Genomic DNA, 23,629 nt, shown 5'->3' with positions numbered 1-23,629 from the left:
CTCCTTAACCGGCCAGGCCGCCGAAACCGGCAAATGCCATTGCCAGAATGCCCGCGGTAATAAAACTGATTGGGGTGCCGTGGAAGAGATCAGGTAACACCGATTTCTCCAGACGTTGACGTAAACCGGCAAAAAGAATGATCACCAGTGAAAATCCCAGGGCAGAACTGAGGCCGTAAACCAGTGCCTGAATGAAGTTCAGGTTTTCCTGAATTGTCAGCAGTGACACGCCTAGTACGGCGCAGTTCGTGGTGATCAATGGCAGGAAGATCCCCAGCGTACGGTGTAACTCAGGGCTCTGTTTGGCGATAAACAGCTCGGTCAGCTGAACCAGAGAAGCAATAACCATGATGAAACTCAGCAGACGCAGATATTCCAGTCCCAACGGAACCAGCACCGCATGTTCAATGATCCAGCCCACACCGGTTGCCATCGTCAGAACAAAGGTCGTCGCCATCGCCATACCGATTGCTGACGACACCTTATTGGAAACCCCCATAAATGAGCACAGCCCGAGAAACCGGGACAGCACCACATTATTGACCAGCCCGTTGGCCAGTATGATTAGCAGCAGATCACGCATTCCGTTTGCCTCTTTCAAACCCAGATACAGGGAAAATGCGAAAGATATGCCAAAAAGTGTGGTCTGCATCACATTGAACCGGTGCACCATAACAAGGCACCCGGATCTGACAATAACGGCTTTTTATTGAGTTAAAGCGGACAACGCCACCCCATTTTGTTGCAATAAACCTGATTTTTGTGTGGTTTTGTGCCGGATATGACAAATCGGTCTGCTGATCGTGTTAAACGGAATGACTTTTGCTTTAACCGGATATGCTGGCGACAACCACAGCACAGATTCATCAAGACCGACAAATTGTCTGATTGCTCACAGCAACTGATTTAGCGCATGAAGGAGAGGATATGACTATCCTGCAAAACTACACCCCTGAGACTACCGGTGCGGTCTGCATCAATAGTGCCAGTTTGCAGCAAATGGTATCACTGCTGCCGATGGAGCTGTTCTATGGTGTGGTGGAACAATCATCAGTTGGTATATCCATCACTGATCCGAAAGCCAATATCCTCTACTGCAATACTGCCTTTTGTCGCCTGACCGGCTACAAGCGTGGAGAGCTGCAATATCGGAACCACAATATTCTGGCCAGTCAGCAAACGCCGAAATCGCGTTATCAGGCAATGTGGCATCAGCTGACACAGCATCAGCCGTGGACCGGATGTCTGATTAATAAACGGAAAGATGGCTCTCTGTACCTGGCGGAGGTTACCGTCACGCCTGTGCTGAACGGCGACAGTAAAATCACGCATTTTCTCGGCATGCACCGCGACATCAGTGATCAGTTTGCGCTGGAACAGCGGGTCCACAATCAGAAAGCGATGATTGAAGCGGTGCTGGATGCCGCGCCAACGGCTATCGCCGTGCTGAATGAACATCATCAGGTCGTGCTGGATAACCTGACATATAAAACACTGCGTACCGATCTGCGTGGTATGGAGCCTTTTACCGCTCTTGGCTTTATTCCCGGACAACATCGTCCGGAACGTGATCATCTATGGCCACTGACGATCCGTGGTCGTCAGCGCTGGTTCAGCATCAACATCCAGCCGTTGTCCGAATTAAACGAAGAAGCGGGACTTTATTTCGGTGATGGCAAGCATCCTTGTTCGTTATTGATGATCACGGATCAGACGGAGCGCCGTCAGCAGATGGAGCAATCCAGACTGGAACAATTGCGGATGCAGGTGGAAGAACAAACGCTGTTCTCTGCTATCCGGGAAACGCTGGATGTCGCCATGATCCAGAGTCAGGCACCACTGAATATGCTGCAGGCCGCCTTGCGGCTTGAATCTGATACGGACAGCCGTGCGGCAATTGCTATCAACACGGCACTCCAGGCTGGTCGCGAAGCATTGAAGCGCCTGGAACTTTACCGTCCGGCAACGAAAACAGAAGAATCATCCGGTTTCGACTTAACCAGTTTATTTGCTGATTTGCATGATATGCAGGTGCTGCGACTCGAGCATCTTGATGTTCTGATGCAAATCGATATCGCGCCTGATTTACCGAAGCTGTTCATGCAACGAACCCGTCTGCTGACAGGTTTGTGTCTGTTGTTCGATCGGGCCTGTCAATCCGTTGCTGAACAATCAGCCGCTCAGCTCAAGCTCTGTGCTTATCAGAAAGAACAGGAACTTTATCTGGAAGTGCACGATAGCGGAGACGCGCCACTTATTACAGCGACACACCGTTTATTACAACCGCAGACAGACAGTGGTGATAAACGTAACGACATGATGGAACTGGGTTTTGCTCAGAATATCGTTAACGATCATAGGGGAGTGATCGAGGTGGAAACGAGTGATTTAGGGGGGAGTTGCATTCGGCTCAGGCTGCCTTTGTGCGGCATTATCAGGGAGGATAAAAAATGAGTACACAAACCAGCCTGTTTTCTTCAAGCGGTAGTAAAAGTCTCAGCATGCAGCAACAGCTGAATGCCTTACATCAGATCAGTATTGTGCTCAGCCGCTCACTGGATATGGAAGAGACACTGCGCAGTATGCTGCAAACGCTGAGTGACATTGCCCATATGCAATATGGCCTGGTATCTCTGTTTGATCACAACCGGAGTGCCTTATTTATTCAGGCGGTATATGGCATTGATGCGGAAGTGGTTAAGGATGTAAAAAGTGTCCGCTACCGCATGGGCGAAGGCATTATGGGCACCGTTATGCATCAGGGACACTCACTGGTGATCCCGCGGGTCGCCGATGATCCACGCTTTCTGGATCGGCTGAATCTGTACGATTATGGTCTGCCGTTTATCTGCGTGCCGATCCCGGGCGCTGACAGTCAGCCCATCGGCGTATTGGCGGCACAACCGCAATCAGCTGATGAGTCTGAATTGCCAGCCAGAACCCGTTTCATGGAAATGGTGGCCAATTTGATCGGTCAGACCGTCCGTTTGATCGGCAAGGTACACAGTGAACATGAAGCGATTAAAACCGAGCGTGACAGCCTGCGGCGCAAAGTTCGCAGTCAGTACGGTTTTGACAATATGGTCGGCCAGACCCAGTCCATGCGTCAGATCTTCGATTCTATCCGTCAGGTCGCGAAATGGGATACCACCGTGCTGGTGCGTGGCGAAAGTGGTACTGGTAAAGAACTGATTGCCAACGCGATTCACTACAACTCGCCACGTGTGAACGGGCCGTTTGTGAAACTGAACTGTGCCGCCTTGCCGGATAGCTTGCTGGAAAGTGAACTGTTCGGTCATGAGAAAGGGGCGTTTACCGGGGCGGTGAAACAGCGTAAAGGCCGTTTTGAAATGGCAGACGGCGGCACCTTGTTCCTTGATGAAATCGGCGAAATCAGTGCTCCGTTTCAGGCTAAGTTACTGCGTATTCTGCAGGAAGGGGAAATGGAACGGGTAGGGGGCACAGATACACTGAAAGTCGACGTGCGTATTGTCACTGCTACCAACCGTAATCTGGAAGATGAAGTCCGCAAAGGCAATTTCCGTGAAGACTTGTATTACCGTCTGAACGTGATGCCAATCCAGTTACCTGCCTTGCGTGAACGTCTGGAAGATGTGCCGGAACTGGCGAAATTTCTGGTACAGAAACTTTCAGAAAAACAGGGACGTCAGATCCAAATCAGCGATGGTGCAATCCGGATGCTGCTGAGTCATGACTGGCCGGGTAATGTGCGTGAACTGGAAAACTGTCTCGAACGTGCGTCCATCATGTCAGAAACTGGTCTTATCGATCGTGATGTGGTGTTGTTCCATACCAATGATCGTCCGCAGACAGGCATGAATACACTTGCCGCGGTTAATAAACCCGCGATTGTGACTGACGTTGATTTCAATGATCCACAACTGGACGAACGTCAGCGCCTGATTGCGGCTCTGGAACGATGCGGCTGGGTACAGGCCAAAGCAGCCCGCTTACTGGGGATGACGCCACGACAAATCGCTTATCGCATTCAGATCATGAATATCAATATGCGGCGCATGTAATACCTTTCCGCAGAAACAACAGAGGCATGCCAATGCATGCCTCTGGGTATCACTCTTTACACCAGTCAGAACTTATTTCAGTTCATCGACCAGTTGTACAGCACGGCCGATGTAATTCGCCGGTGTCATTTTCTTCAGCTCAGCTTTCACTTCTTCCGGCAGCGCCAGAGTGTCGATGAACTCACGCATACCGGCAGCATCAACGCGACGGCCACGGGTCAGCTCTTTCAGCTTCTCGTAAGGCTTCTCGATACCGTAACGACGCATCACCGTCTGGATCGGTTCAGCCAGCACTTCCCAGTTGCTGTCCAGATCGGCAGCCATGTTGCCTTCGTTCGCTTCCAGCTTGGAGATACCTTTCAGTGTCGCCTGATAAGCAATCAGCGAGTAACCCACAGCCACACCCAGGTTACGCAGGACGGTTGAATCCGTCAGGTCACGCTGCCAGCGGGAGATAGGCAGTTTAGCGGCCAGATGATCAAACAGCGCGTTCGCCATACCTAAGTTGCCTTCGGAGTTTTCGAAGTCAATCGGGTTAACTTTATGCGGCATGGTGGATGAACCGATTTCGCCGGCAATGGTGCGTTGTTTGAAGTGACCCAGGCAGATATAACCCCAGATATCACGATCGAAGTCGATCAGGATAGTGTTAAAGCGGGCAATCGCATCAAACAGTTCGGCGATATAATCATGCGGCTCGATCTGTGTGGTGTACGGGTTCCAGGTCAGACCTAAACCGGTCACGAACTGCTCAGCAAATGCATGCCAGTCCACTTCCGGGTAAGCGCTGATGTGAGCGTTGTAGTTACCGACGGCGCCATTGATCTTGCCGAGGAACTCAACCGCCATGATCTGCTTGTACTGACGTTCCAGACGGTACGCCACGTTCGCCATTTCTTTGCCCAACGTTGTCGGGGAAGCTGGCTGACCATGGGTACGTGACAGCATTGGCACGGCACGATACTTATGCGCCAGATCTTTCATTGCTGTGATCAGTTTTTCGCAGTAAGGGGCAATCACGTCTTCACGGGCTGCTTTCAGCATCAGACCATGAGAGTTGTTGTTGATGTCTTCTGACGTACAGGCAAAGTGAATAAATTCAGTTACTGCATTCAGTTCTTCGCTGACCGCTACTTTTTCCTTCAGGAAATACTCCACCGCTTTCACATCGTGGTTGGTGGTTTTCTCGATGGTTTTAATCCGGGTTGCATCGGCTTCGTTAAAATCGCTGACAATGCTGTCCAGCAGCGCATTCGCTGCAGCAGAAAACGCCGGAACTTCCGGGATGCCAGGGTGGGCTGCTAACTGTTGTAACCAGCGCACTTCCACTTCCACACGGAAGCGCAACAGGCCGTATTCAGAAAAAATCGGCCGCAGGTCGGTACATTTATCACCATAACGACCATCAATCGGGGAAACAGCAGTCAGGGCTGACAGTTCCATCACATCACTCCTCGACACTTTCGGTCTCTGATAAAATTAAAGTTGGCGCAATGCAGCTTCGGCAGCGGCAATGACTTTTTTACGGAAGAACAGGATCTGACGGCGACGACCTCCCAGTTGTCGCCAGAGCACACAGGCTCTGATCCCGGCGAGCAACAACGCACGGATTTTATGTTGCACCTGTGGTTGCTGCAGATAAAGCGGTGCACCGGAAACCTGAATGCGGGGACCCAGGTTACTGATCTGATCACTGTAGATCCCGGCCAGATTACTCAGAACGGTATCCGTCAGCAGATCAAAATGAAAAGCCTGACGTTTCACCTGACTAACCCGTTCAGCCAGCGCAGACAATACGCGCCGTTTGCCACTCAGTTTACGTTCTAATGCCACCATACCGATGACATAGCGTGTCAGTTCAACGTTTTTCGGGTTCCGGTTATTACCCAGCTGTTCTACCAGCGTTTTATAACCTTCACGTAATAATGTGCGATCCGGATAAACAGACTCCGCGTTGTTGGGGTCTGTGATCAGAACGCCCTGCAGTAAACAACGCATGGACTCTTCATCGCAGCTGCCATTACGGGCGACTTGCTGTACTAACCAGGCGGCCTGACAGACAGCTGCCAGCGCCATTGTTTGCATTGCCTGCTTATGTTGCATGGCTACACACTCCCGGAGAATCGTTGTTCAATGATACCGCCGCCAAGACACTCTTCACCCAGATAAAACACGGCTGACTGGCCGGGGGTAACAGCGGCCTGCGGTGATGCAAAAGTTACTTTGATCGTGTCATCATCCAGTGGTTCCACATGGCAGGGAATATCCTGCTGGCGATAACGGGTTTTTACCACGCAATCAAATGGCTCACGACGCACCTGACGATCAACCCAATCCAGCTGTTTCGCGATCAGGCCATCAGAGAACAGGCGAGGGTGATCATGACCCTGTGCGACAATCAATACGTTACGGGCAACGTCTTTGTCCACCACATACCATGGGTTTTCATCGCCGTCTTTCAGTCCGCCGATACCCAAACCTTTGCGTTGGCCTAAGGTGTGATACATCAAGCCCTGATGTTCACCAATCACTTTGCCATCGACGGTTTCGATAACACCGGGCTGTGCGGGCAAATAACGCCCTAAGAATTCAGTAAATTTCCGCTCACCGATAAAACAGATGCCGGTGCTGTCTTTTTTCTTGGCTGTCGCCAGACCTAACTGTTCAGCAATGGCGCGAACCTGCGGTTTTTCCAGATCGCCGACCGGAAACAGACTTTGTGCTATCTGTTCTGAGCTTAGTGTATAGAGAAAATAACTCTGGTCTTTGTTGTTATCCAGACCACGCAGCAGGCGGGGGTGACCCGTGCTGTCATCCCGGCGCACATAATGGCCGGTCGCAATGTAATCCGCACCTAAATCTTCGGCTGCGAATTCCAGAAAAGCCTTAAATTTTATCTCTTTATTGCACAGAATATCCGGATTCGGCGTCCGGCCGGCTTTGTATTCGGCCAGAAACAGTTCAAATACATTGTCCCAGTATTCTGCAGCAAAATTCACGGTATGCAGTTTGATCCCGAGTTTGTCACAAACAGCCTGGGCATCGGCCAGATCGGTCGCGGCAGAACAATACTCGTCTGAATCATCCTCTTCCCAGTTTTTCATAAACAGGCCTTCGACCTGATAGCCTTGTTGCTGGAGCAAATACGCTGAAACGGAAGAGTCTACACCGCCGGACATGCCGACGATGACTTTGATTTGGCTGTTGTTTGTCATCGGGATATCTGTAAAGATGGAAAATCGACGCGTATTTTAGCAAAAAAGCACCTCAACGCCTACAACCTCAGCGGCGATCTTTCAGTGTTGAAAGCGGTAGCCGGACGCCAGCCAGATAATCATCGAAGCATTCCATCACCAGCGGGCTACGTAACTGCTTGCCCAGCGCGCGAATTTCATCCATCGTTTTCCAGTGACAGGCTAAAATATCATTATCCGGATCCTGCGGATAATGCTCGCCCGGCGCTTCAGTGAGCTCACAGTAAAAACAGAAGCGCAGATAGGTGAGTTTACGATAAGGGCTGGTATACATATACGTGCCAAGCCAGCCATCAGGTGCCAGTGTTAACCCGGTCTCTTCCCTGATTTCGCGGCAGGCCGCCTGATAAATCGATTCGCCGGCTTCCAGATGCCCGGCTGGCTGGTTAAAGACATGACGACGGCGATCTAACTCTTCCACCAGTAAAAAACGATCTTCAAAACGAATAACGGCAGCAACGGTTATATTTGGACGAAAAGTCATGCTAACTCCTCAGAGAACCGCTATAGATTACCTGAACAGCTGTCACCGCGTCATCTTTAGTCGTCCGTACACAACAAACTGATTAAATGCATTTTGTTTTCGTGAAATCTGGCTTGCTATACCGAGACGCCGTTTGCAGAAGTCGACTGATGGGCTAAGATGACGGTCACAATAATGATTTGCAAGACAATAAACCGGAAGTCAGGAGACACAGATGGAAAGTAAAATCGTTGTACCCGCTACAGGTGAAAAAATTTCTGTTGATGCGGCGGGTAAGCTGGTCGTACCGAATAACCCAATCATTCCTTTCATTGAAGGTGATGGGATCGGTGTTGATGTGACTCCGGCCATGCTGAAAGTTGTGGATGCCGCAGTTGAGAAAGCCTACAAAGGCGAAAAGAAAATCTCCTGGATGGAAATTTACACCGGTGAGAAATCAACCAAGATTTACGGTGATGATGTATGGCTGCCAGCTGAAACCATGGACGCAATGCGCGAATACCATGTCGGTATCAAAGGCCCGCTGACCACACCAGTCGGTGGTGGTATCCGTTCTCTGAACGTAGCCCTGCGTCAGGAGCTGGATCTGTACGTTTGTCTGCGCCCGGTTCGTTACTATGAAGGCACACCAAGCCCGGTTAAACAACCAGAGCTGACTGACATGGTTATCTTCCGTGAAAACGCTGAAGACATCTATGCCGGTATCGAGTGGAAAGCCGATTCTGCCGAAGCGAAAAAAGTGATCGACTTCCTGCAAAACGAAATGGGTGTGAAGAAAATCCGTTTCCCTGAAAACTGTGGTATCGGTATCAAACCGATGTCAGAAGCTGGTACTAAACGTCTGGTGCGTGCTGCACTGGAGTATGTGATTGATAACGATCGCGACTCACTGACTCTGGTACACAAAGGCAACATCATGAAATTCACCGAAGGTGCCTTCAAAGACTGGGGTTACCAGCTGGCACGTGAAGAATTCGGTGCAGAACTGATTGATGGCGGCCCATGGTGCCAGTTCAAAAACCCGAAAACCGGCAAAAACATCATCGTTAAAGATGTGATTGCTGATGCGTTCCTGCAACAGATCCTGCTGCGTCCGGCTGAATACGACGTTATTGCCACCATGAACCTGAACGGTGACTACATTTCTGATGCGCTGGCCGCACAGGTCGGCGGTATCGGTATCGCGCCAGGCGCGAACATCGGTGACGGCATCGCGCTGTTTGAAGCCACTCACGGTACTGCACCGAAATATGCTGGTCAGGACAAAGTTAACCCGGGTTCACTGATCCTGTCTGCTGAAATGATGCTGCGTTATATGGGCTGGTTCGAAGCGGCTGATCTGATCGTGAAAGGTATGGAAGGTGCGATCCGTAACAAGACTGTGACCTACGACTTTGAACGTCTGATGGAAGGCGCAACCCTGCGTAAATGCTCTGAATTTGCTGACGACATGATCAGTCAGATGTAATTCATCCGGTGACCACAGTTTCAGGCTGTGGTTGTCAGAACGCAAAAAAACAGAAGCGGGAACCTGGTTCCCGCTTCTTCATTTAGGGTACATCCCGTTCTCTCTTGTTATGATTCCTGGGATGCGGTAGGGACAATGCTCGTGGCATGTGACCCTTTAGGCCCTGCTTGTACTTCAAACTCAACAGGCTGCCCCGCTTTCAGCGTCTTGTACCCGTTCATGTCGATAGTGGAATAATGAGCAAAAATATCATCACCGCCTTCATCCGGGCAGATGAAGCCAAAGCCTTTCGCATTGTTAAACCACTTTACGGTTCCAGTAGCCATACATCTACGTCCTCAGAGATGAAATTACTTTAAACGCCGTTGGGATGATCACCATCTGCCGTTGATTTTTATGGGTCAGCTGGTCACCAAAGCATCAATCTAGTGTAAAAAGTCAGTGAGTCAAGTGGCAGATCTCTAAAGCAAGAGCTATTTCAAATAGTATATTGACAACAATTCCTATCTCAGTAGTAATGAAAGAAAAAGGTAGTCGTAAATGGGTAAAACTCGTGTCTCTCCCACCCCGGGTACGGCGGCGGAGAGCAAAACTGAAATTCAGCCGCCTTCTATGTATAAAGTGGTATTGCTGAACGATGATTACACGCCGATGGATTTTGTCGTTGAGGTGTTGCAGCGTTTTTTCCGGATGGATCTGGAAAAGGCGACGCAGGTCATGCTGGCTGTGCACTATGACGGCAAAGGGATTTGTGGCGTCTATACTGCAGATATAGCAGAAACAAAAGTTGATCAAGTTAACCATTACGCTCGTAAGCATGAACATCCGTTGCTGTGTACTATGGAACAAGCCTGAAGATCAGCAGGTGCCCCTTGCATAGCGTTGTCGTCAGTTGGTTTGGGAGGTGCCCATGCTAAACAAAGAACTGGAAAAATCCATTAACCAGGCATTCAAGTCAGCAAGAGATGCGCGTCATGAGTTTATGACAGTAGAGCATTTGTTGCTGGCGTTAATCGATAACCACTCTGCTCATGATGCATTAGTGGCATGCGGGGCTGATATTGACCAACTGCGCAGAGAACTTACTGTTTTTCTGGAACAAACCACACCACTGATTCCGCTCGAAGAATTAGAACGGGATACGCAGCCTACACTCGGATTTCAGCGTGTGTTGCAACGTGCGGTCTTCCATGTCCAGTCTTCAGGCCATAACGAAGTCTTCGGCGCCAATGTGCTGGTGGCCATTTTCAGCGAGCAGGAATCACAGGCTGTTTATTTCCTTAAAAAAGCGGATATCAACCGGCTGGATGTCGTGAATTACATCTCGCATGGTGTACGTAAAGATGCACCGCATCAGGATGACTCGCATTCAGGTCATGATGCAGGTGAAGGTGAGGGCATGAGTGAAGAAGCCGCCGCCAACCAGATTGAAAACTTTGTTACCAACCTCAACCAGAAAGTCGTCGCAGGCGGTATTGATCCGTTGATCGGACGTGATGCTGAAGTGAACCGCACTATTCAGATTCTATGCCGTCGCCGGAAAAATAATCCGCTGCTGGTCGGTGAAGCCGGTGTGGGTAAAACCGCCATTGCTGAAGGGCTGGCTTACCGGATTGTGCATGGTGATGTGCCGGAAGTAATTGCTGATAACACCGTTTATTCGCTGGATATGGGCTCACTGCTGGCCGGCACCAAATATCGCGGTGATTTTGAAAAACGTTTCAAGATTGTGCTGAATCAGCTGGAACGGGAAAAAGGCGCCATTCTGTTTATTGATGAAATTCATACCATTATCGGTGCCGGCGCTGCTTCGGGTGGTCAGCTGGATGCAGCGAATCTGATCAAGCCGATTCTTTCTTCCGGTCAGCTGCGTTGCATGGGCTCTACAACCTATCAGGAATATTCGCAGGTCTTTGAAAAAGATCATGCGCTGGCGCGTCGCTTCCAGAAAATCGATGTGGTTGAACCGTCTGTTGATGACACTACCAAGATCCTGATTGGTCTGAAACCCCGTTATGAAGAGCATCATCACGTGCGCTATACCAATAAAGCGTTGCGTGCTGCTGCAGAGCTTTCCGCGAAATATATCAATGATCGTCATCTGCCGGACAAGGCAATCGATGTGATTGACGAAGTGGGGGCCAGTCAGCGTCTGCTGCCGCCAAGCAAACGCAAGAAAGTGATCAATGTGCCGGATATTGAAGCGATTGTGGCGAAAATTGCCCGTATTCCGGAAAAATCAGTTTCTTCCAGTGATCGCGATACCTTGCGTAATCTGGAACGTAATCTGAAACTGGTGGTGTTTGGTCAGGATAAAGCGATTGAAGTGCTGACCGATGCGATCCGCCTAAGCCGTTCCGGTCTGGGCAATGAGCGCCGTCCGGTAGGTTCATTCCTGTTTGCTGGCCCGACCGGTGTCGGTAAAACAGAAGTCACTCTGCAACTGGCCAAAGCGATGGGCATTGAACTGCTGCGCTTTGATATGTCGGAATATATGGAGCGGCATACAGTTTCCCGCCTGATTGGTGCACCACCGGGCTATGTCGGCTATGAACAGGGTGGGTTACTGACGGATGCCGTGATCAAACAGCCGCATTGTGTTGTGCTGCTTGATGAAATTGAGAAAGCGCATCCGGATGTATTCAATCTGCTGCTGCAGGTGATGGATAACGGTACCTTGACCGATAACAATGGCCGTAAGGCCGATTTCCGGAATGTCGTGCTGGTGATGACCACCAATTGCGGGGTACAGGAAACACAGCGTAAATCAATTGGCTTCCAGCAACAGGATCATACACATGATGCGCTGTCGGAAATCAACCGGACCTTTACGCCGGAGTTCCGTAACCGTTTAGACAACATTATCTGGTTTAACCATCTGGATATGGATGTGATCCATCAGGTCGTTGATAAGTTTATTGTTGAACTGCAAGCACAGCTTGATGCCAAAGGCGTGTCACTGGAAGTTACTTCTGCAGCCCGTCACTGGCTGGCTGAAAAAGGATACGACAAGTCCATGGGCGCACGTCCGATGGGCCGTCTGATCCAGGAACAGATGAAGAAACCATTAGCCAACGAACTGCTGTTTGGTGAACTGGTTGCAGGCGGAAGTGTTAAGGTTGACTTGCAGGATGACAAACTGAAGTTCGACTTTACGCCGAACAAGGAAATTGTCTTGCAGCCATAACGGGTCGTTAAGACCAAAAGAAAAAAGCCCCGGATGATACTGGGGCTTTTTTCTATCTGGATCTTAACGAGAACGGAATACGATGCGACCTTTGGACAGGTCGTAGGGAGTCAGCTGCACTGTTACTTTGTCACCGGTCAGAATACGGATGTAGTTTTTGCGCATTTTGCCGGAGATATGAGCCGTTACCACGTGACCGTTTTCAAGTTCAACACGGAACATTGTATTAGGCAGGGTCTCCAGAATCGTCCCTTGCATCTCGATACTGTCTTCTTTAGACATTGAATCCTCGTAATTACCACCAAAAAAATCTGCTGGATCATGCCGGATTTAACTGGTTGTGTAAAGTTCGGTCAGTCGGAATGGTGTATTTTTTCCAGACTTTATTTTCCAGACGCTCATGTGGCAGGTAACTGGATTTGTAATTCATCTTCTTGCAGTTGTCGACCTGATAGCCCAGATAGAGATAAGTCCGGCCCATGTGCAGTGCCAGCTGTAACTGCGTCAAGATGGCATAAGTGCCGAGAGAACGGGCCTCAAACTCCGGATCATAAAAAGTGTACATAGCGCTCAGGCTATCCGGTAATGCATCGGTGACAGCGACAGCAATTAATTTATCTCTCTGATAAAACTCCAGAAAAACAGGATTCAACCAGTCAGAAAAAAGAAACTGTTTGTATTGGCTGTAGCTGGGCGGATACATGCTGCCATCAAAATGTCGTTGCTGGATATAACGCTCATACAGTGCGTAATAAGCCGGTTTATCGGTATCATTTAATTGCCAGCTGATATCACTGTTTTTGTGTAACACCCGGCGCTGTTTACGGCTGGGTGCAAACTCAGCGGCCTTAATCCGTAATGACTGGCAGGCTGAGCATTGGGTGCAATGCGGGCGGTAGATATCATTACCACTACGCCGGAAACCAGCTTGCAGCAGAGCCTCATAACCGGATGCAGTCCGATAGTTGTCATCCATCAGCACAATAAGCTGCTCATATTGTTCCGGCAGGTAACTGCAGGTATGCGCGGGAGTTATACCAACCCGCAATGGCGTCGGATTCATAATGTCAGTACCTGCGGTTGCCAGCATTCAGCCGGAAATGATTGTTCGCGCAACTGAGCCAGCTGGCGTAAAAATTCTGCCCGGGGCCATTCCTGTACCCCCATGGTTTCGAGGTAACTGTTCTGCATCTGACAATCAATTAAGGGGGCATCATAACGGGAAAGGTGCCGGCATAACGCGACCAGCGCCAGTTTTGATGCATCCGTCTGCCGGTGAAACATGGATTCACCACAAAATAGTTTACCTACGCTGAGACCATACAAGCCGCCCACCAGCTGGTCGTTATCCCAGACTTCGACTGAATGCGCCTGTCCCATCTCATGCAATACCGCATACGACTGCATAAACTCACTGGTGATCCAGGTGTCTTCTGAATAGCGTCGTGGCGCGGCACAGGCAGTGACGACATCCATAAACGCGTGGTTAACCGTAAACCGCAGTGACGTTTTGTTCAGCGTTTTCCGTAATGAACGGCTGATATGCAGTTGCGCCACCGGTAAGACCCCACGGGGATCGGGTGACCACCAGAGAATGGGCTGATACGGGCTGAACCAGGGGAAAATACCATTATAGTAAGCGGTTAATAACCGGGCCGGGGACAGGTCTCCGCCAATTGCCAGCAGTCCGTTGGGCTCGGTCAATGCCTCTTCCGGTGAAGGAAAATACAGTGTGGAGTCCAGTTCAGTCAGATAAATCGTCATCAACTACATTCATTTGAAAAGACGCGCTGATCTGATAATAACCAGCATGCCCGGTTTTGTCATGGCGTCATATCGCCGCCATAAAAAATGCCGCACAAGGCGGCATTCCGGAAAAGAGAGTGAAGCGGATTATTTCGCCAGACTATCGAGATAACGTTCAGCATCAAGCGCGGCCATACAACCGGTGCCGGCAGACGTGATTGCCTGACGATAGATGTGATCCGCCACATCACCGGCAGCAAATACACCTTCAATACTGGTCTGAGTGGCAAAACCATCACTGCCGCCTTTGACTTTCAGATAGCCGTTCTGCATTTCAAGCTGGTTATCAAAAATAGCCGTGTTCGGGCTATGGCCGATAGCGATAAAGGCGCCCATCACTTCCACATCTTCCACGGAATCATCTTTGAGATTGCGCAGACGTACACCTGTCACACCCATCTCATCGCCCAGCACTTCTTCCAGTGTGCGATCCAGATGCAGCTTGATGATGCCTTGTTCAACCTTGTCATACAGACGCTTGATCAGGATCTTTTCTGAGCGGAAGGTGTCACGACGGTGGATCAGATGAACTTCTGACGCAATATTGGCCAGATAGAGTGCTTCCTCCACTGCGGTATTTCCGCCGCCAACGACCGCCACTTTCTGACCACGGTAGAAGAAACCATCACAGGTCGCGCAGGCCGATACGCCACGGCCTTTAAATGCTTCTTCAGAATCCAGACCCAGATAACGGGCAGAGGCGCCGGTCGCAATGATCAGCGCATCACAGGTGTATTCACCATTGTCACCTTTCAGGCGGAATGGTTTCTGTTGCAGTTCAACCGCATTGATATGATCGAAGAGGATCTGCGTATCAAAATGTTCGGCATGCGCTTTCATGCGATCCATCAGGGCCGGCCCGGTTAAGCCTTCGGCATCGCCTGGCCAGTTTTCAACTTCGGTCGTGGTGGTGAGTTGACCACCCTGTTGCATACCGGTAATCAGAACCGGATTCAGATTGGCGCGCGCCGCATAGACGGCGGCGGTATATCCTGCAGGGCCTGATCCGAGAATGAGCAGCTTACTGTGTTTTACCTGGGTCATGGAGGCATCCTTTTGTGGCTTGTACCCGAATAATAGGAAATGATGCTGGTGGGGTAAAGCAGGAGAAACCGATTAAACTAATCGGTTTTATCTATTAAATAGCATTTATGTATAAGCAGGACGGAAAACGAGCAGATAAAATACAATTTATCTGCCCGAAACGCATTTGCCGCTGAAAAACATAGGCTATGCGCTTATCGCCAGTACGCTCTCCGCGGTGACTGTTGGCAGAGCATGTGCCACACCGACTTCAGCACAGGTGAGCTGACCTCTGAACACATTCAATCCGTTGCGTAAATGTTTGTCGCTGCTGAGTGCATCGGCGTAACCCATTTTTGCCAGTTTGATAATAAAGGGCAGGGTGGCATTGTTCAGTGCCTGGGTTGATGTCCGGGCAACGGCTCCCGGCATATTGGCGACACAATAATGGACGACATCATCCACAATATAGGTGGGATTACTGTGGGTGGTCGCATGTGATGTTTCGGCACAGCCGCCCTGATCGATCGCCACATCGACAATGACCGAGCCGTTTTTCATCTTCTTTACCATTGCCGCACTGATCAGCTTAGGTGCCGCAGCGCCCGGCAATAACACGGCCCCAATCACTAAATCAGCCTCAAGAACCGCATGTTCAATTGACTCGGTTGTCGAATAGATTAGTTTTGCCGCCCCCCTGAACTCGTTATCCAGCCGGCGCAGGGTCTCGGTACTTCTATCCAGTACGGTCACATCGGCCCGCATTCCGATTGCCATGCGGGCAGCATTAGAGCCCACGACACCGCCACCTAAAATCACCACTTTGGCCGGAGCAACCCCTGGCACTCCGCTTAATAAGACGCCGGCACCACCGTGTGATCTTTCCAGCGCAGTGGCTCCGGCATGAATGGCCATCCGGCCTGCTACTTCTGACATCGGGGCTAATAACGGTAACCCTCCTTTATCATCTGTGACAGTTTCATAGGCTATACAGATTGCGCCGCTTCGCAGCAGATCCTGCGTTTGAGCCAGATCGGGTGCCAGATGCAAATAAGTGAATAAAATCTGTCCCGGCCGCAGAAGCGACCGCTCAATTTCCTGTGGTTCTTTTACTTTTACAATCATTTCTGCGGCGGCAAAAATTTCGGCTGCAGAGCGTATAATTTCAGCGCCAGCGGCTAGGTAGTGCGCATCCGTAAAACCAATTGCTTTTCCCGCATCAGTTTCTACCAGTACAGTGTGGCCTCTTGCGGTCAATTCGCGTACACTGGCTGGCGTCATACCTATGCGATATTCATGGATTTTTATTTCCTTAGGTACTCCGATGATCATGCTGCTATCTCCTTGTAAATACAGATGATTATGCTGTTTACCCTTAATTTGGATAATAAAGGAATATTGACATAGTCTGACTATGATCTTATAAAAGTTTAGTTTGTTCATTATAAAACAAATAGTGATTATCACTATGTTTCATATCTAAGGTGGAAGGAAATGCTGGAAGAACAGATCAGACTCAGGGATTTGGATCGTATAGATAGAAACATCCTGAATGAACTGCAAAAAGATGGCCGAATCTCTAATGTCGAGCTGTCCAAACGCGTCGGATTGAGCCCGACTCCTTGTCTGGAGCGCGTAAGACGTCTTGAAAGACAAGGCTTTATTGAGGGTTATACTGCAATTCTTAACCCGCACTATCTGGAGGCATCGCTGCTGGTGTTTGTTGAGATCACTCTGCAGAAAGGCGCACCGGATGTATTCGAAGAGTTCAATAAAGCCGTTCTGTCATTAGAAGAAATACAGGAATGCCATCTGGTTTCTGGTGATTTCGACTATTTGTTAAAGACGCGTGTTCCTGATATGTCTGCATATCGCCGCTTGTTGGGTGAAACTCTGCTGCGCTTACCTGGTGTGAGTGATACCCGCACCTATGTGGTAATGGAAGAGGTTAAACAGACCAGCCGTCTGGTAATTAATACCCGCTAAGCATTCAGCCCGTGTTTCTGCACGGGCTTTGTCTTCCATCTCGCGCAACAGAATTGTACCTATTCCCTCACGACCGCTTATAATATGCCGCAGAATTCAAGTCTGAGCATCGATCATATCAATATACTCAGACGCATAATTATCGCTTTCCAATAAGGAGTATAGGTTTGGCTGCTGGAAAGTTTACGCCGATGTCAGGTTTTCGGCGAATTTTTGAGACGGGGCTAATAATTTTAACGGTAGCCGCGTTATTCATGGTGCTTTCATTATTTACCTATCATCCCTCTGATCCGGGGTGGTCTCAGACTGCCTGGGGCGGCAAAGTGCATAATGCAGCCGGTAATGCCGGTGCATGGCTGGCCGATCTGATGTTTTTCGTTTTCGGGGTCTTTGCTTATCTGATCCCCGTGCTGATTGTGGCTCTTGGCTGGGCTATTTTCTGGAAACCGTACCGTCTGCTGGAAGTGGATTACTTCGCGGTCGGCTTACGCATTATCGGTTTTATTGCGTTATTCCTGTCAATGTCTGCCATGGGAAGTATGAATTTCACTGATATTCATAATTTCTCATCCGGCGGCCTGATTGGTGACATGCTTTACACCGCGATCCTGCCTATCTTCGGGCAATTAGGAACAACGCTGGTACTGCTTTGTCTGATCGCAGCCAGTATTACCTTATTTACCGGCTGGTCATGGCTGATGCTGGCAGAAAAAATCGGTGAAGCTGTAACCGGCGCACTGAATTTTGTTTATACCCTGCCAAGCCGGATTGTTGGCTGGTTCGCCGGTAAAGCCGGTTATCAGCGTGTCCATTCCGATTCACAGGATGACGACGATGCATTCAGTGATGATGACGAAGATGATTTCATTCCTTCACCGGCGGGTGTGGATGAAGATTTTATGCCGCACCGCAGCGCACCGAAATTTTCTTTCAGCCGCAAAACGGCGGTCGTGGCTGAAAATGACGATCTGGGTGATGACAAAGACGATAGCGCTCCGGTTGTTGGCGAGCGCCGTGAACCGGAATTTAATCTGAATACGGCAAAGGAAACATCCTCGTCGCGTAGTGAGCCAACCTTTACTGCCAGCTGGTCAGCATTAGAAGACGATGATGATTGGGAACCTGCGCTGCCTTGGGCTAACGATAAAGAAACCCAGCCTGCAGTCGTGGCAGATGCACCTGTGATGCCGGTGCCTGTGGTTGCCAAACCAGCCGCAGCTCCGACTCCGACACCATTGCAACTGGCTGAACAGGCTCTGCTCGAAAAAGCCCGTAAAAAGGCCGCCATTGGTGACTTACCTGCATTCTCGCTGCTGGATACACCACCAGCCAAAGTACAGAGTATGAGTAAAGAAGAGCTGGATCGCATCGCTCGTCTGGTTGAGTCGAAACTGGCTGATTACAACGTTCAGGCCCGGGTCGTCGGTGTTTATCCAGGTCCTGTTATTACCCGCTTTGAGCTTGATCTGGCACCGGGTATGAAAGCCAGCAAAATTACCGGTCTGTCACGCGATCTTGCTCGCTCGCTGTCTGCAGTGAGTGTCCGTGTGGTTGAAGTGATTCCGGGTAAACCGTATGTTGGTCTGGAGTTGCCGAACCGGTATCGCCAGACAGTACATCTGCGGGAAGTCATTGATAGTGAAGCGTTCCATAATGCCGGTAGTCCGCTGGCGTTAGTTCTGGGGCAGGATATTGCCGGTGAACCGTCAGTTGTTGATTTGGCAAAAATGCCGCATCTGCTGGTAGCGGGTACAACCGGTTCTGGTAAATCAGTCGGCGTTAACGCCATGATTATCTCCATGTTGTATAAAGCGACACCGGAAGAAGTCCGCTTCATTATGATCGACCCGAAAATGCTGGAATTGTCGGTCTACGAAGGTATTCCGCATCTGCTGACCGAAGTGGTCACCGACATGAAAGATGCAGCCAATGCGCTGCGCTGGTGTGTTGGTGAGATGGAGCGCCGTTACAAGCTGATGTCAGTAATGGGGGTTCGTAACCTGAAAGGCTACAACGCCAAAATTGGCGCTGCTATTGACTCCGGTAATCCAATTAAAGATCCATTCTGGCGTCCGAATGATTCCTTTGAGGAAGAAGCACCGGATCTGGAACGTCTGCCGCACATCGTCGTTATTGTCGATGAATTCGCCGATATGATGATGATGGTGGGTAAAAAGGTTGAAGAGCTGATTGCGCGTATTGCGCAGAAAGCGCGAGCTGCCGGTATCCACCTGATTCTGGCAACCCAGCGTCCATCGGTGGACGTGATCACCGGTCTGATCAAAGCGAATATCCCGACCCGTATTTCATTCCAGGTATCGTCGAAGATTGACTCGCGTACCATTCTGGATCAGCAGGGGGCAGAAGCGCTGCTGGGGATGGGGGATATGTTGTATATGCCGGCCGGCGAAAGTACGCCAACCCGTGTGCATGGTGCATTTGTCAGCGATAACGAAGTGCATCGTGTAGTTGATGACTGGAAACTGCGCGGTGAACCGAATTATATTGATGAAATCCTGAATGGTGAGATCACGGCAGAGAATGCGCTGCCGGGTGAACAAACCAGCCGGGATGAAGATTTGGATCCATTGTTTGATGAAGCGGTTGAATTTGTTGTAGATTCACGCCGTGGTTCAACTTCCAGTGTTCAGCGTCGTTTCAAAATCGGTTATAACCGGGCTGCTCGTTTGATTGAGCAGATGGAAGCACAGGGAATTGTCAGTGCACCAGGCAGTAACGGGCAACGTGAAGTATTGGCGCCCGCATCTATGAGAGACTGATATGAGAATAATGGCTAAGTGGTGTGCTGCAGGCTTAACCGCCTGTGTCTGGTCGTTAAGTTTTAATGCGCTGGCAGATGACAGCGCAGCACTTAAGAAAAAACTGGCAAGCTTTCGTCAGTTCAGTGCACATTTTGAGCAGGAAGTGCTGGATGCTCAGGGTAAGCCATTACAGAAAGGCAGTGGTGAGATGGTGCTGCAACGCCCGGATCATTTCCGCTGGGAAGCGAAGCAACCGGATGACAACCTGATCCTGTCGGATGGGAAAGCGGTATGGCTGTATGATCCATTTGTGGAACAGGTAACAGTCATGAGCCTGAGCAAGGCGGTGATTAATACACCGTTTCTGCTGATTTCAAGCACCGATGACAAGATCTGGAATAACTACCTGATCGATCAGGATGGTTCAGCATTTACTATCACCAGTAAGAAAAAAGATCAGCGCATCGAATCATTGCGCATGGTATTTGACAGTCAGAACCGTATTTCCCGTATGGAAGTGAATGAGGCTCAGGGGCAGCGTAGTGAGTTTACTCTGTCATCCTTTAATACCAAGCCGGTTATCAAATCTGATACTTTCAACTTCAAAGCACCGGAAGGTGTAACGGTTGATGATCAACGCTGATGAGTAATCTGTCGCTGGATTTTGCTGCTGATTTTCGCCCTCTGGCTGCACGTATGCGGCCGGAGCGGTTAGATCAGTATATCGGGCAGAGTCATTTGCTGGCCGAAGGCAAACCACTGCGACGGGCGATAGAAGCGGGGCATTGTCACTCGATGATCCTGTGGGGGCCGCCCGGTACCGGTAAAACGACATTGGCCGAGTTGATGGCCCGTTATTGCCAGGCGGATGTGGAACGGATTTCCGCAGTGACCTCCGGGGTGAAAGAGATCCGTGCCGCGATTGATCGTGCCAAAGACAATAGTTACCGTGCACGGCGTACCTTACTGTTCGTCGATGAAGTGCACCGCTTCAATAAAAGCCAGCAAGATGCTTTTTTGCCGCACATTGAAGATGGCACCATCATCTTTGTGGGCGCCACCACTGAAAACCCTTCATTTGAACTCAATAACGCACTGTTATCACGTGCGCGGGTTTATCTGCTGAAACGACTGACGGATGAAGAAATTTATCAGGTGGTGCAGCAGGCGCTGACTGATCCGCGTGGTCTGGCGAGCGAACAATTGCAGTTTGATGAAGGCGTATTGAAAGCGCTGGTGCAACTGGTTGATGGTGATGCCCGGAAAGCACTGAACTATCTTGAATTGCTGAATGATATGGCGGATAGCCAGAGCGGTATAAAACATATTGACCGTCATCTGCTGGCCGCGGTATCCGGGGAAAAGGTTGCGCGTTTTGATAATCAGGGCGATGTCTATTACGATCTGATTTCCGCTTTTCATAAATCAATTCGTGGTTCTGATCCGCAGGCCGGACTTTACTGGTATGCGCGGATTGTGGCTGCCGGTGGTGATCCGTTGTATGTCGCCCGGCGTTTGCTGGCGATTGCTTCAGAAGATATTGGCAATGCTGATCCAAATGCGATGCGCGTTGCTCTGGCTGCCTGGGACTGTTTTGAACGGGTAGGGCCGGCAGAAGGGGAACGGGCTATTGCGCAGGCGGTTGTTTATCTTGCCTGTGCGCCGAAAAGTAATGCGGTCTACGTTGCCTGGAAAGCAGCATTACAGGATGCGAAGACACAACCTGATTATGAAGTGCCGCCACATCTGCGGAATGCGCCGACTAAACTGATGGCATCCCTGGGCTACGGTGAAGAATATCGCTATGCCCACAATGAGCCGGGTGCCTATGCCGCCGGTGAATGTTATTTCCCGCCAGAGATGGAAGGTCGTGAATATTACATGCCGTCAGAACGGGGCGCTGAGAAACAGATCGCACAAAAATTAAACTATCTGGCGGATCTGGATGCTCAGACCACTTTCCAGCGTTATCCTAAATCCCGTTCCTGACGGTATCAAAACAGAATAATCCTCGTTTGGACGTACCCGCCACCGGTTGCTTTTGGTAAACTGCAGTCATCGACGACGTTTATTTGGTCGCGGATCGTTCTATTACTCCAATAATTTCGCATATACAGCAGGTTTATCATGCTTGATCCTAAATTTCTGCGTAGTGACATCGAAACAGCAGCTGAGCGTCTGGCTCTGCGTGGCTATAAACTGGATGTGGCTACTATTAATGCGCTGGAAGAACAGCGTAAAGTGCTTCAGACCCGTACCCAGGAACTGCAGGCGGAACGTAATGCCCGCTCTAAAGCAATTGGTGAAGCTAAACGTCTTGGTCAGGATGTTGCGCCATTGATGGCTCAGGTTGGTTCACTGGGCAGTGAGCTGGAGCAGTGCAAAAAGCAGCAGGATGAAATCCTGGAGCAACTGCGTCAGATCGCATTGCTGGTGCCTAACCTGCCGGCAGACACGGTACCGGTTGGTAAAGACGAAAGTGAAAACGTGGAAGTTCGCCGCTGGGGTACACCGCGTCAGTTTGATTTTGAAATCAAAGATCACGTTGCTGTCGGCGAAGATAACGGTGGTCTGGATTTCGCAACTGCGACCAAAATTTCCGGTTCCCGCTTTGTGGTACTGAAAGGGCAAATTGCCCGCATGCACCGCGCCTTAGCACAGTTCATGCTTGATCTGCACACGCAGCAACATGGCTATACCGAATGCTATGTGCCGTATCTGGTGAATGCCGATAGTCTGCTGGGCACCGGCCAACTGCCGAAGTTTGCCGAAGATCTGTTCCACACCGCGATCAACGGTGAAGGTGATGAAGAGGGCAAAGTCCGTAAGTTCTCGCTGATCCCGACGGCAGAAGTGCCGCTGACCAATATCGCGCGTGATGAAATTTATGACGAGAAAGCATTGCCGGTGAAAATGACTGCGCACAGTCCATGCTTCCGTTCCGAAGCCGGTTCTTACGGTCGTGACACCCGTGGTCTGATCCGTATGCACCAGTTCGACAAAGTGGAAATGGTACAGCTGGTTCATCCGGAAAAATCATGGGATGCACTGGAAGAGATGGTGGGGCATGCCGAGAAAGTATTGCAGCTGTTAGGCCTGCCATACCGTGTTGTATCACTGTGCACCGGTGATATGGGCTTCTCTGCCGCCAAGACTTACGATCTGGAAGTCTGGTTGCCGGCACAGAATACCTACCGTGAAATTTCTTCCTGCTCTAACTGTACTGACTTCCAGGCGCGCCGCATGCAGGCTCGTGTGCGTGGTGCTGACAGCAAACCACAACTGCTGCATACGCTGAATGGTTCTGGTCTGGCAGTTGGCCGTACTCTGGTTGCGGTACTGGAAAATTACCAGCAAGCTGATGGCCGTATCGAAGTGCCGGAAGTGCTGCGTCCTTATATGAGCGGCCTGACTCACATCGGTTGATCTGCTGTGCAGTATGAATAAATGAAATAAAGCAGACCTGTCAGAGGGTCTGCTTTTTTATTTCCGCAATCCGTGTCAGTTGTGCCCGCAAAAAAACAGGCGAAAGAGCAGCAGCTGAAAACACAGCAACAGATGAAAGCTCAGAATGCCAAAGCGCAGATACAAAAAAAGACGTAGTGGTGAATTGACG

The 23,629-nt window shown here is 50.1% G+C and carries 21 protein-coding genes; 10 read left to right on the top strand and 11 right to left on the bottom strand.

Features of this window, described 5'->3' with window-relative positions; all coding sequences use genetic code 11:
- Nucleotides 1-4: 4 nt before the first annotated feature.
- Nucleotides 5-583 carry an electron transport complex subunit RsxA gene (rsxA, locus tag TOLA_RS11845; RefSeq protein WP_015879395.1) on the bottom strand — a complete coding sequence of 193 codons (579 nt, stop codon included), beginning with the start codon at nucleotides 581-583 and terminating at the stop codon, nucleotides 5-7.
- A gap of 344 nt (nucleotides 584-927) precedes the next feature.
- Between rsxA and nifL the strand changes: the two genes are divergently transcribed.
- Nucleotides 928-2,454: a nitrogen fixation negative regulator NifL gene (nifL, locus tag TOLA_RS11840; protein ID WP_015879394.1), complete on the top strand. Its 1,527-nt coding sequence runs from the start codon at nucleotides 928-930 to the stop codon at nucleotides 2,452-2,454.
- Nucleotides 2,451-4,043: a nif-specific transcriptional activator NifA gene (gene nifA, locus TOLA_RS11835; protein WP_015879393.1), complete on the top strand. Its 1,593-nt coding sequence runs from the start codon at nucleotides 2,451-2,453 to the stop codon at nucleotides 4,041-4,043. The genes nifL and nifA overlap by 4 nt, the downstream gene beginning before the upstream one ends.
- A gap of 72 nt (nucleotides 4,044-4,115) precedes the next feature.
- On the opposite strand, the gene purB is transcribed toward nifA, so the two are convergent.
- The 4 genes from purB to TOLA_RS11815 form a co-directional block, all read right to left on the bottom strand.
- Entirely contained in the window at nucleotides 4,116-5,486 is a 1,371-nt protein-coding gene (gene purB, locus TOLA_RS11830; protein ID WP_015879392.1) for an adenylosuccinate lyase, read from the bottom strand.
- 36 nt (nucleotides 5,487-5,522) lie between these two features.
- Entirely contained in the window at nucleotides 5,523-6,146 is a 624-nt protein-coding gene (gene hflD, locus TOLA_RS11825; protein WP_015879391.1) for a high frequency lysogenization protein HflD, read from the bottom strand.
- A gap of 2 nt (nucleotides 6,147-6,148) precedes the next feature.
- Nucleotides 6,149-7,258: a tRNA 2-thiouridine(34) synthase MnmA gene (gene mnmA / locus TOLA_RS11820; protein WP_015879390.1), complete on the bottom strand. Its 1,110-nt coding sequence runs from the start codon at nucleotides 7,256-7,258 to the stop codon at nucleotides 6,149-6,151.
- 67 nt (nucleotides 7,259-7,325) lie between these two features.
- The gene (locus TOLA_RS11815; protein ID WP_015879389.1) at nucleotides 7,326-7,781 is read right to left on the bottom strand and encodes an NUDIX hydrolase; all 456 of its coding nucleotides are present in this window, start codon (nucleotides 7,779-7,781) and stop codon (nucleotides 7,326-7,328) included.
- A gap of 214 nt (nucleotides 7,782-7,995) precedes the next feature.
- Here TOLA_RS11815 and icd point away from each other — a divergent pair, with 214 nt between their 5' ends.
- Nucleotides 7,996-9,249 (top strand): NADP-dependent isocitrate dehydrogenase, encoded by a 1,254-nt coding sequence (gene icd, locus TOLA_RS11810; protein WP_015879388.1) that lies wholly within the window; start codon nucleotides 7,996-7,998, stop codon nucleotides 9,247-9,249.
- Between the two features lie 107 nt (nucleotides 9,250-9,356).
- On the opposite strand, the gene cspD is transcribed toward icd, so the two are convergent.
- Nucleotides 9,357-9,575: a cold shock domain-containing protein CspD gene (gene cspD, locus TOLA_RS11805; RefSeq protein ID WP_015879387.1), complete on the bottom strand. Its 219-nt coding sequence runs from the start codon at nucleotides 9,573-9,575 to the stop codon at nucleotides 9,357-9,359.
- A gap of 214 nt (nucleotides 9,576-9,789) precedes the next feature.
- Between cspD and clpS the strand changes: the two genes are divergently transcribed.
- Together clpS and clpA are read left to right on the top strand one after the other, a co-directional pair.
- Nucleotides 9,790-10,104 (top strand): ATP-dependent Clp protease adapter ClpS, encoded by a 315-nt coding sequence (gene clpS, locus TOLA_RS11800; protein ID WP_015879386.1) that lies wholly within the window; start codon nucleotides 9,790-9,792, stop codon nucleotides 10,102-10,104.
- 55 nt (nucleotides 10,105-10,159) lie between these two features.
- Nucleotides 10,160-12,436, top strand: coding sequence for an ATP-dependent Clp protease ATP-binding subunit ClpA (gene clpA / locus TOLA_RS11795; protein ID WP_015879385.1), 2,277 nt, complete (start codon nucleotides 10,160-10,162; stop codon nucleotides 12,434-12,436).
- A 63-nt stretch (nucleotides 12,437-12,499) separates the two neighbouring features.
- Here the strand turns inward: clpA and infA are convergent, their stop codons facing one another.
- The 5 genes from infA to ald all read right to left on the bottom strand — a co-directional run bounded on the left by infA (nucleotide 12,500) and on the right by ald (nucleotide 16,597).
- A complete protein-coding gene (gene infA / locus TOLA_RS11790; protein WP_015879384.1) occupies nucleotides 12,500-12,718 on the bottom strand; it encodes a translation initiation factor IF-1 in 219 nt (72 codons plus the stop codon).
- A gap of 37 nt (nucleotides 12,719-12,755) precedes the next feature.
- Complete coding sequence (locus TOLA_RS11785) at nucleotides 12,756-13,499, bottom strand: arginyltransferase (RefSeq protein WP_015879383.1); 744 nt, start codon at nucleotides 13,497-13,499, stop codon at nucleotides 12,756-12,758.
- Entirely contained in the window at nucleotides 13,496-14,200 is a 705-nt protein-coding gene (gene aat, locus TOLA_RS11780; RefSeq protein ID WP_015879382.1) for a leucyl/phenylalanyl-tRNA--protein transferase, read from the bottom strand. Before aat ends, TOLA_RS11785 begins: the two co-directional genes overlap by 4 nt.
- 129 nt (nucleotides 14,201-14,329) lie before the next feature.
- Nucleotides 14,330-15,286 (bottom strand): thioredoxin-disulfide reductase, encoded by a 957-nt coding sequence (gene trxB / locus TOLA_RS11775; RefSeq protein WP_015879381.1) that lies wholly within the window; start codon nucleotides 15,284-15,286, stop codon nucleotides 14,330-14,332.
- A gap of 186 nt (nucleotides 15,287-15,472) precedes the next feature.
- Complete coding sequence (gene ald / locus TOLA_RS11770; RefSeq protein WP_015879380.1) at nucleotides 15,473-16,597, bottom strand: alanine dehydrogenase; 1,125 nt, start codon at nucleotides 16,595-16,597, stop codon at nucleotides 15,473-15,475.
- Nucleotides 16,598-16,759: 162 nt separating this feature from the next.
- Here ald and lrp point away from each other — a divergent pair, with 162 nt between their 5' ends.
- The 5 genes from lrp (at nucleotide 16,760) to serS (ending at nucleotide 23,439) form a co-directional block, all read left to right on the top strand.
- Nucleotides 16,760-17,251 (top strand): leucine-responsive transcriptional regulator Lrp, encoded by a 492-nt coding sequence (lrp, locus tag TOLA_RS11765; RefSeq protein WP_015879379.1) that lies wholly within the window; start codon nucleotides 16,760-16,762, stop codon nucleotides 17,249-17,251.
- A 191-nt stretch (nucleotides 17,252-17,442) separates the two neighbouring features.
- Nucleotides 17,443-20,031, top strand: a complete 2,589-nt coding sequence (locus tag TOLA_RS11760) for a DNA translocase FtsK (protein ID WP_148210506.1) — start codon at nucleotides 17,443-17,445, stop codon at nucleotides 20,029-20,031.
- A 1-nt stretch (nucleotide 20,032) separates the two neighbouring features.
- Complete coding sequence (lolA, locus tag TOLA_RS11755) at nucleotides 20,033-20,656, top strand: outer membrane lipoprotein periplasmic chaperone LolA (protein WP_015879377.1); 624 nt, start codon at nucleotides 20,033-20,035, stop codon at nucleotides 20,654-20,656.
- The gene (locus tag TOLA_RS11750) at nucleotides 20,656-22,002 is read left to right on the top strand and encodes a replication-associated recombination protein A (protein ID WP_015879376.1); all 1,347 of its coding nucleotides are present in this window, start codon (nucleotides 20,656-20,658) and stop codon (nucleotides 22,000-22,002) included. The genes lolA and TOLA_RS11750 overlap by 1 nt, the downstream gene beginning before the upstream one ends.
- A 138-nt stretch (nucleotides 22,003-22,140) precedes the next feature.
- A complete protein-coding gene (serS, locus tag TOLA_RS11745) occupies nucleotides 22,141-23,439 on the top strand; it encodes a serine--tRNA ligase (RefSeq protein ID WP_015879375.1) in 1,299 nt (432 codons plus the stop codon).
- Nucleotides 23,440-23,629: the final 190 nt, after the last annotated feature.

Source organism: Tolumonas auensis DSM 9187 (assembly GCF_000023065.1).
Taxonomy (GTDB): Bacteria; Pseudomonadota; Gammaproteobacteria; order Enterobacterales; family Aeromonadaceae; genus Tolumonas; species Tolumonas auensis.
Note: the sequence above shows the minus strand (reverse complement) of the source record. Positions and strands in the feature narration are given on the sequence as shown.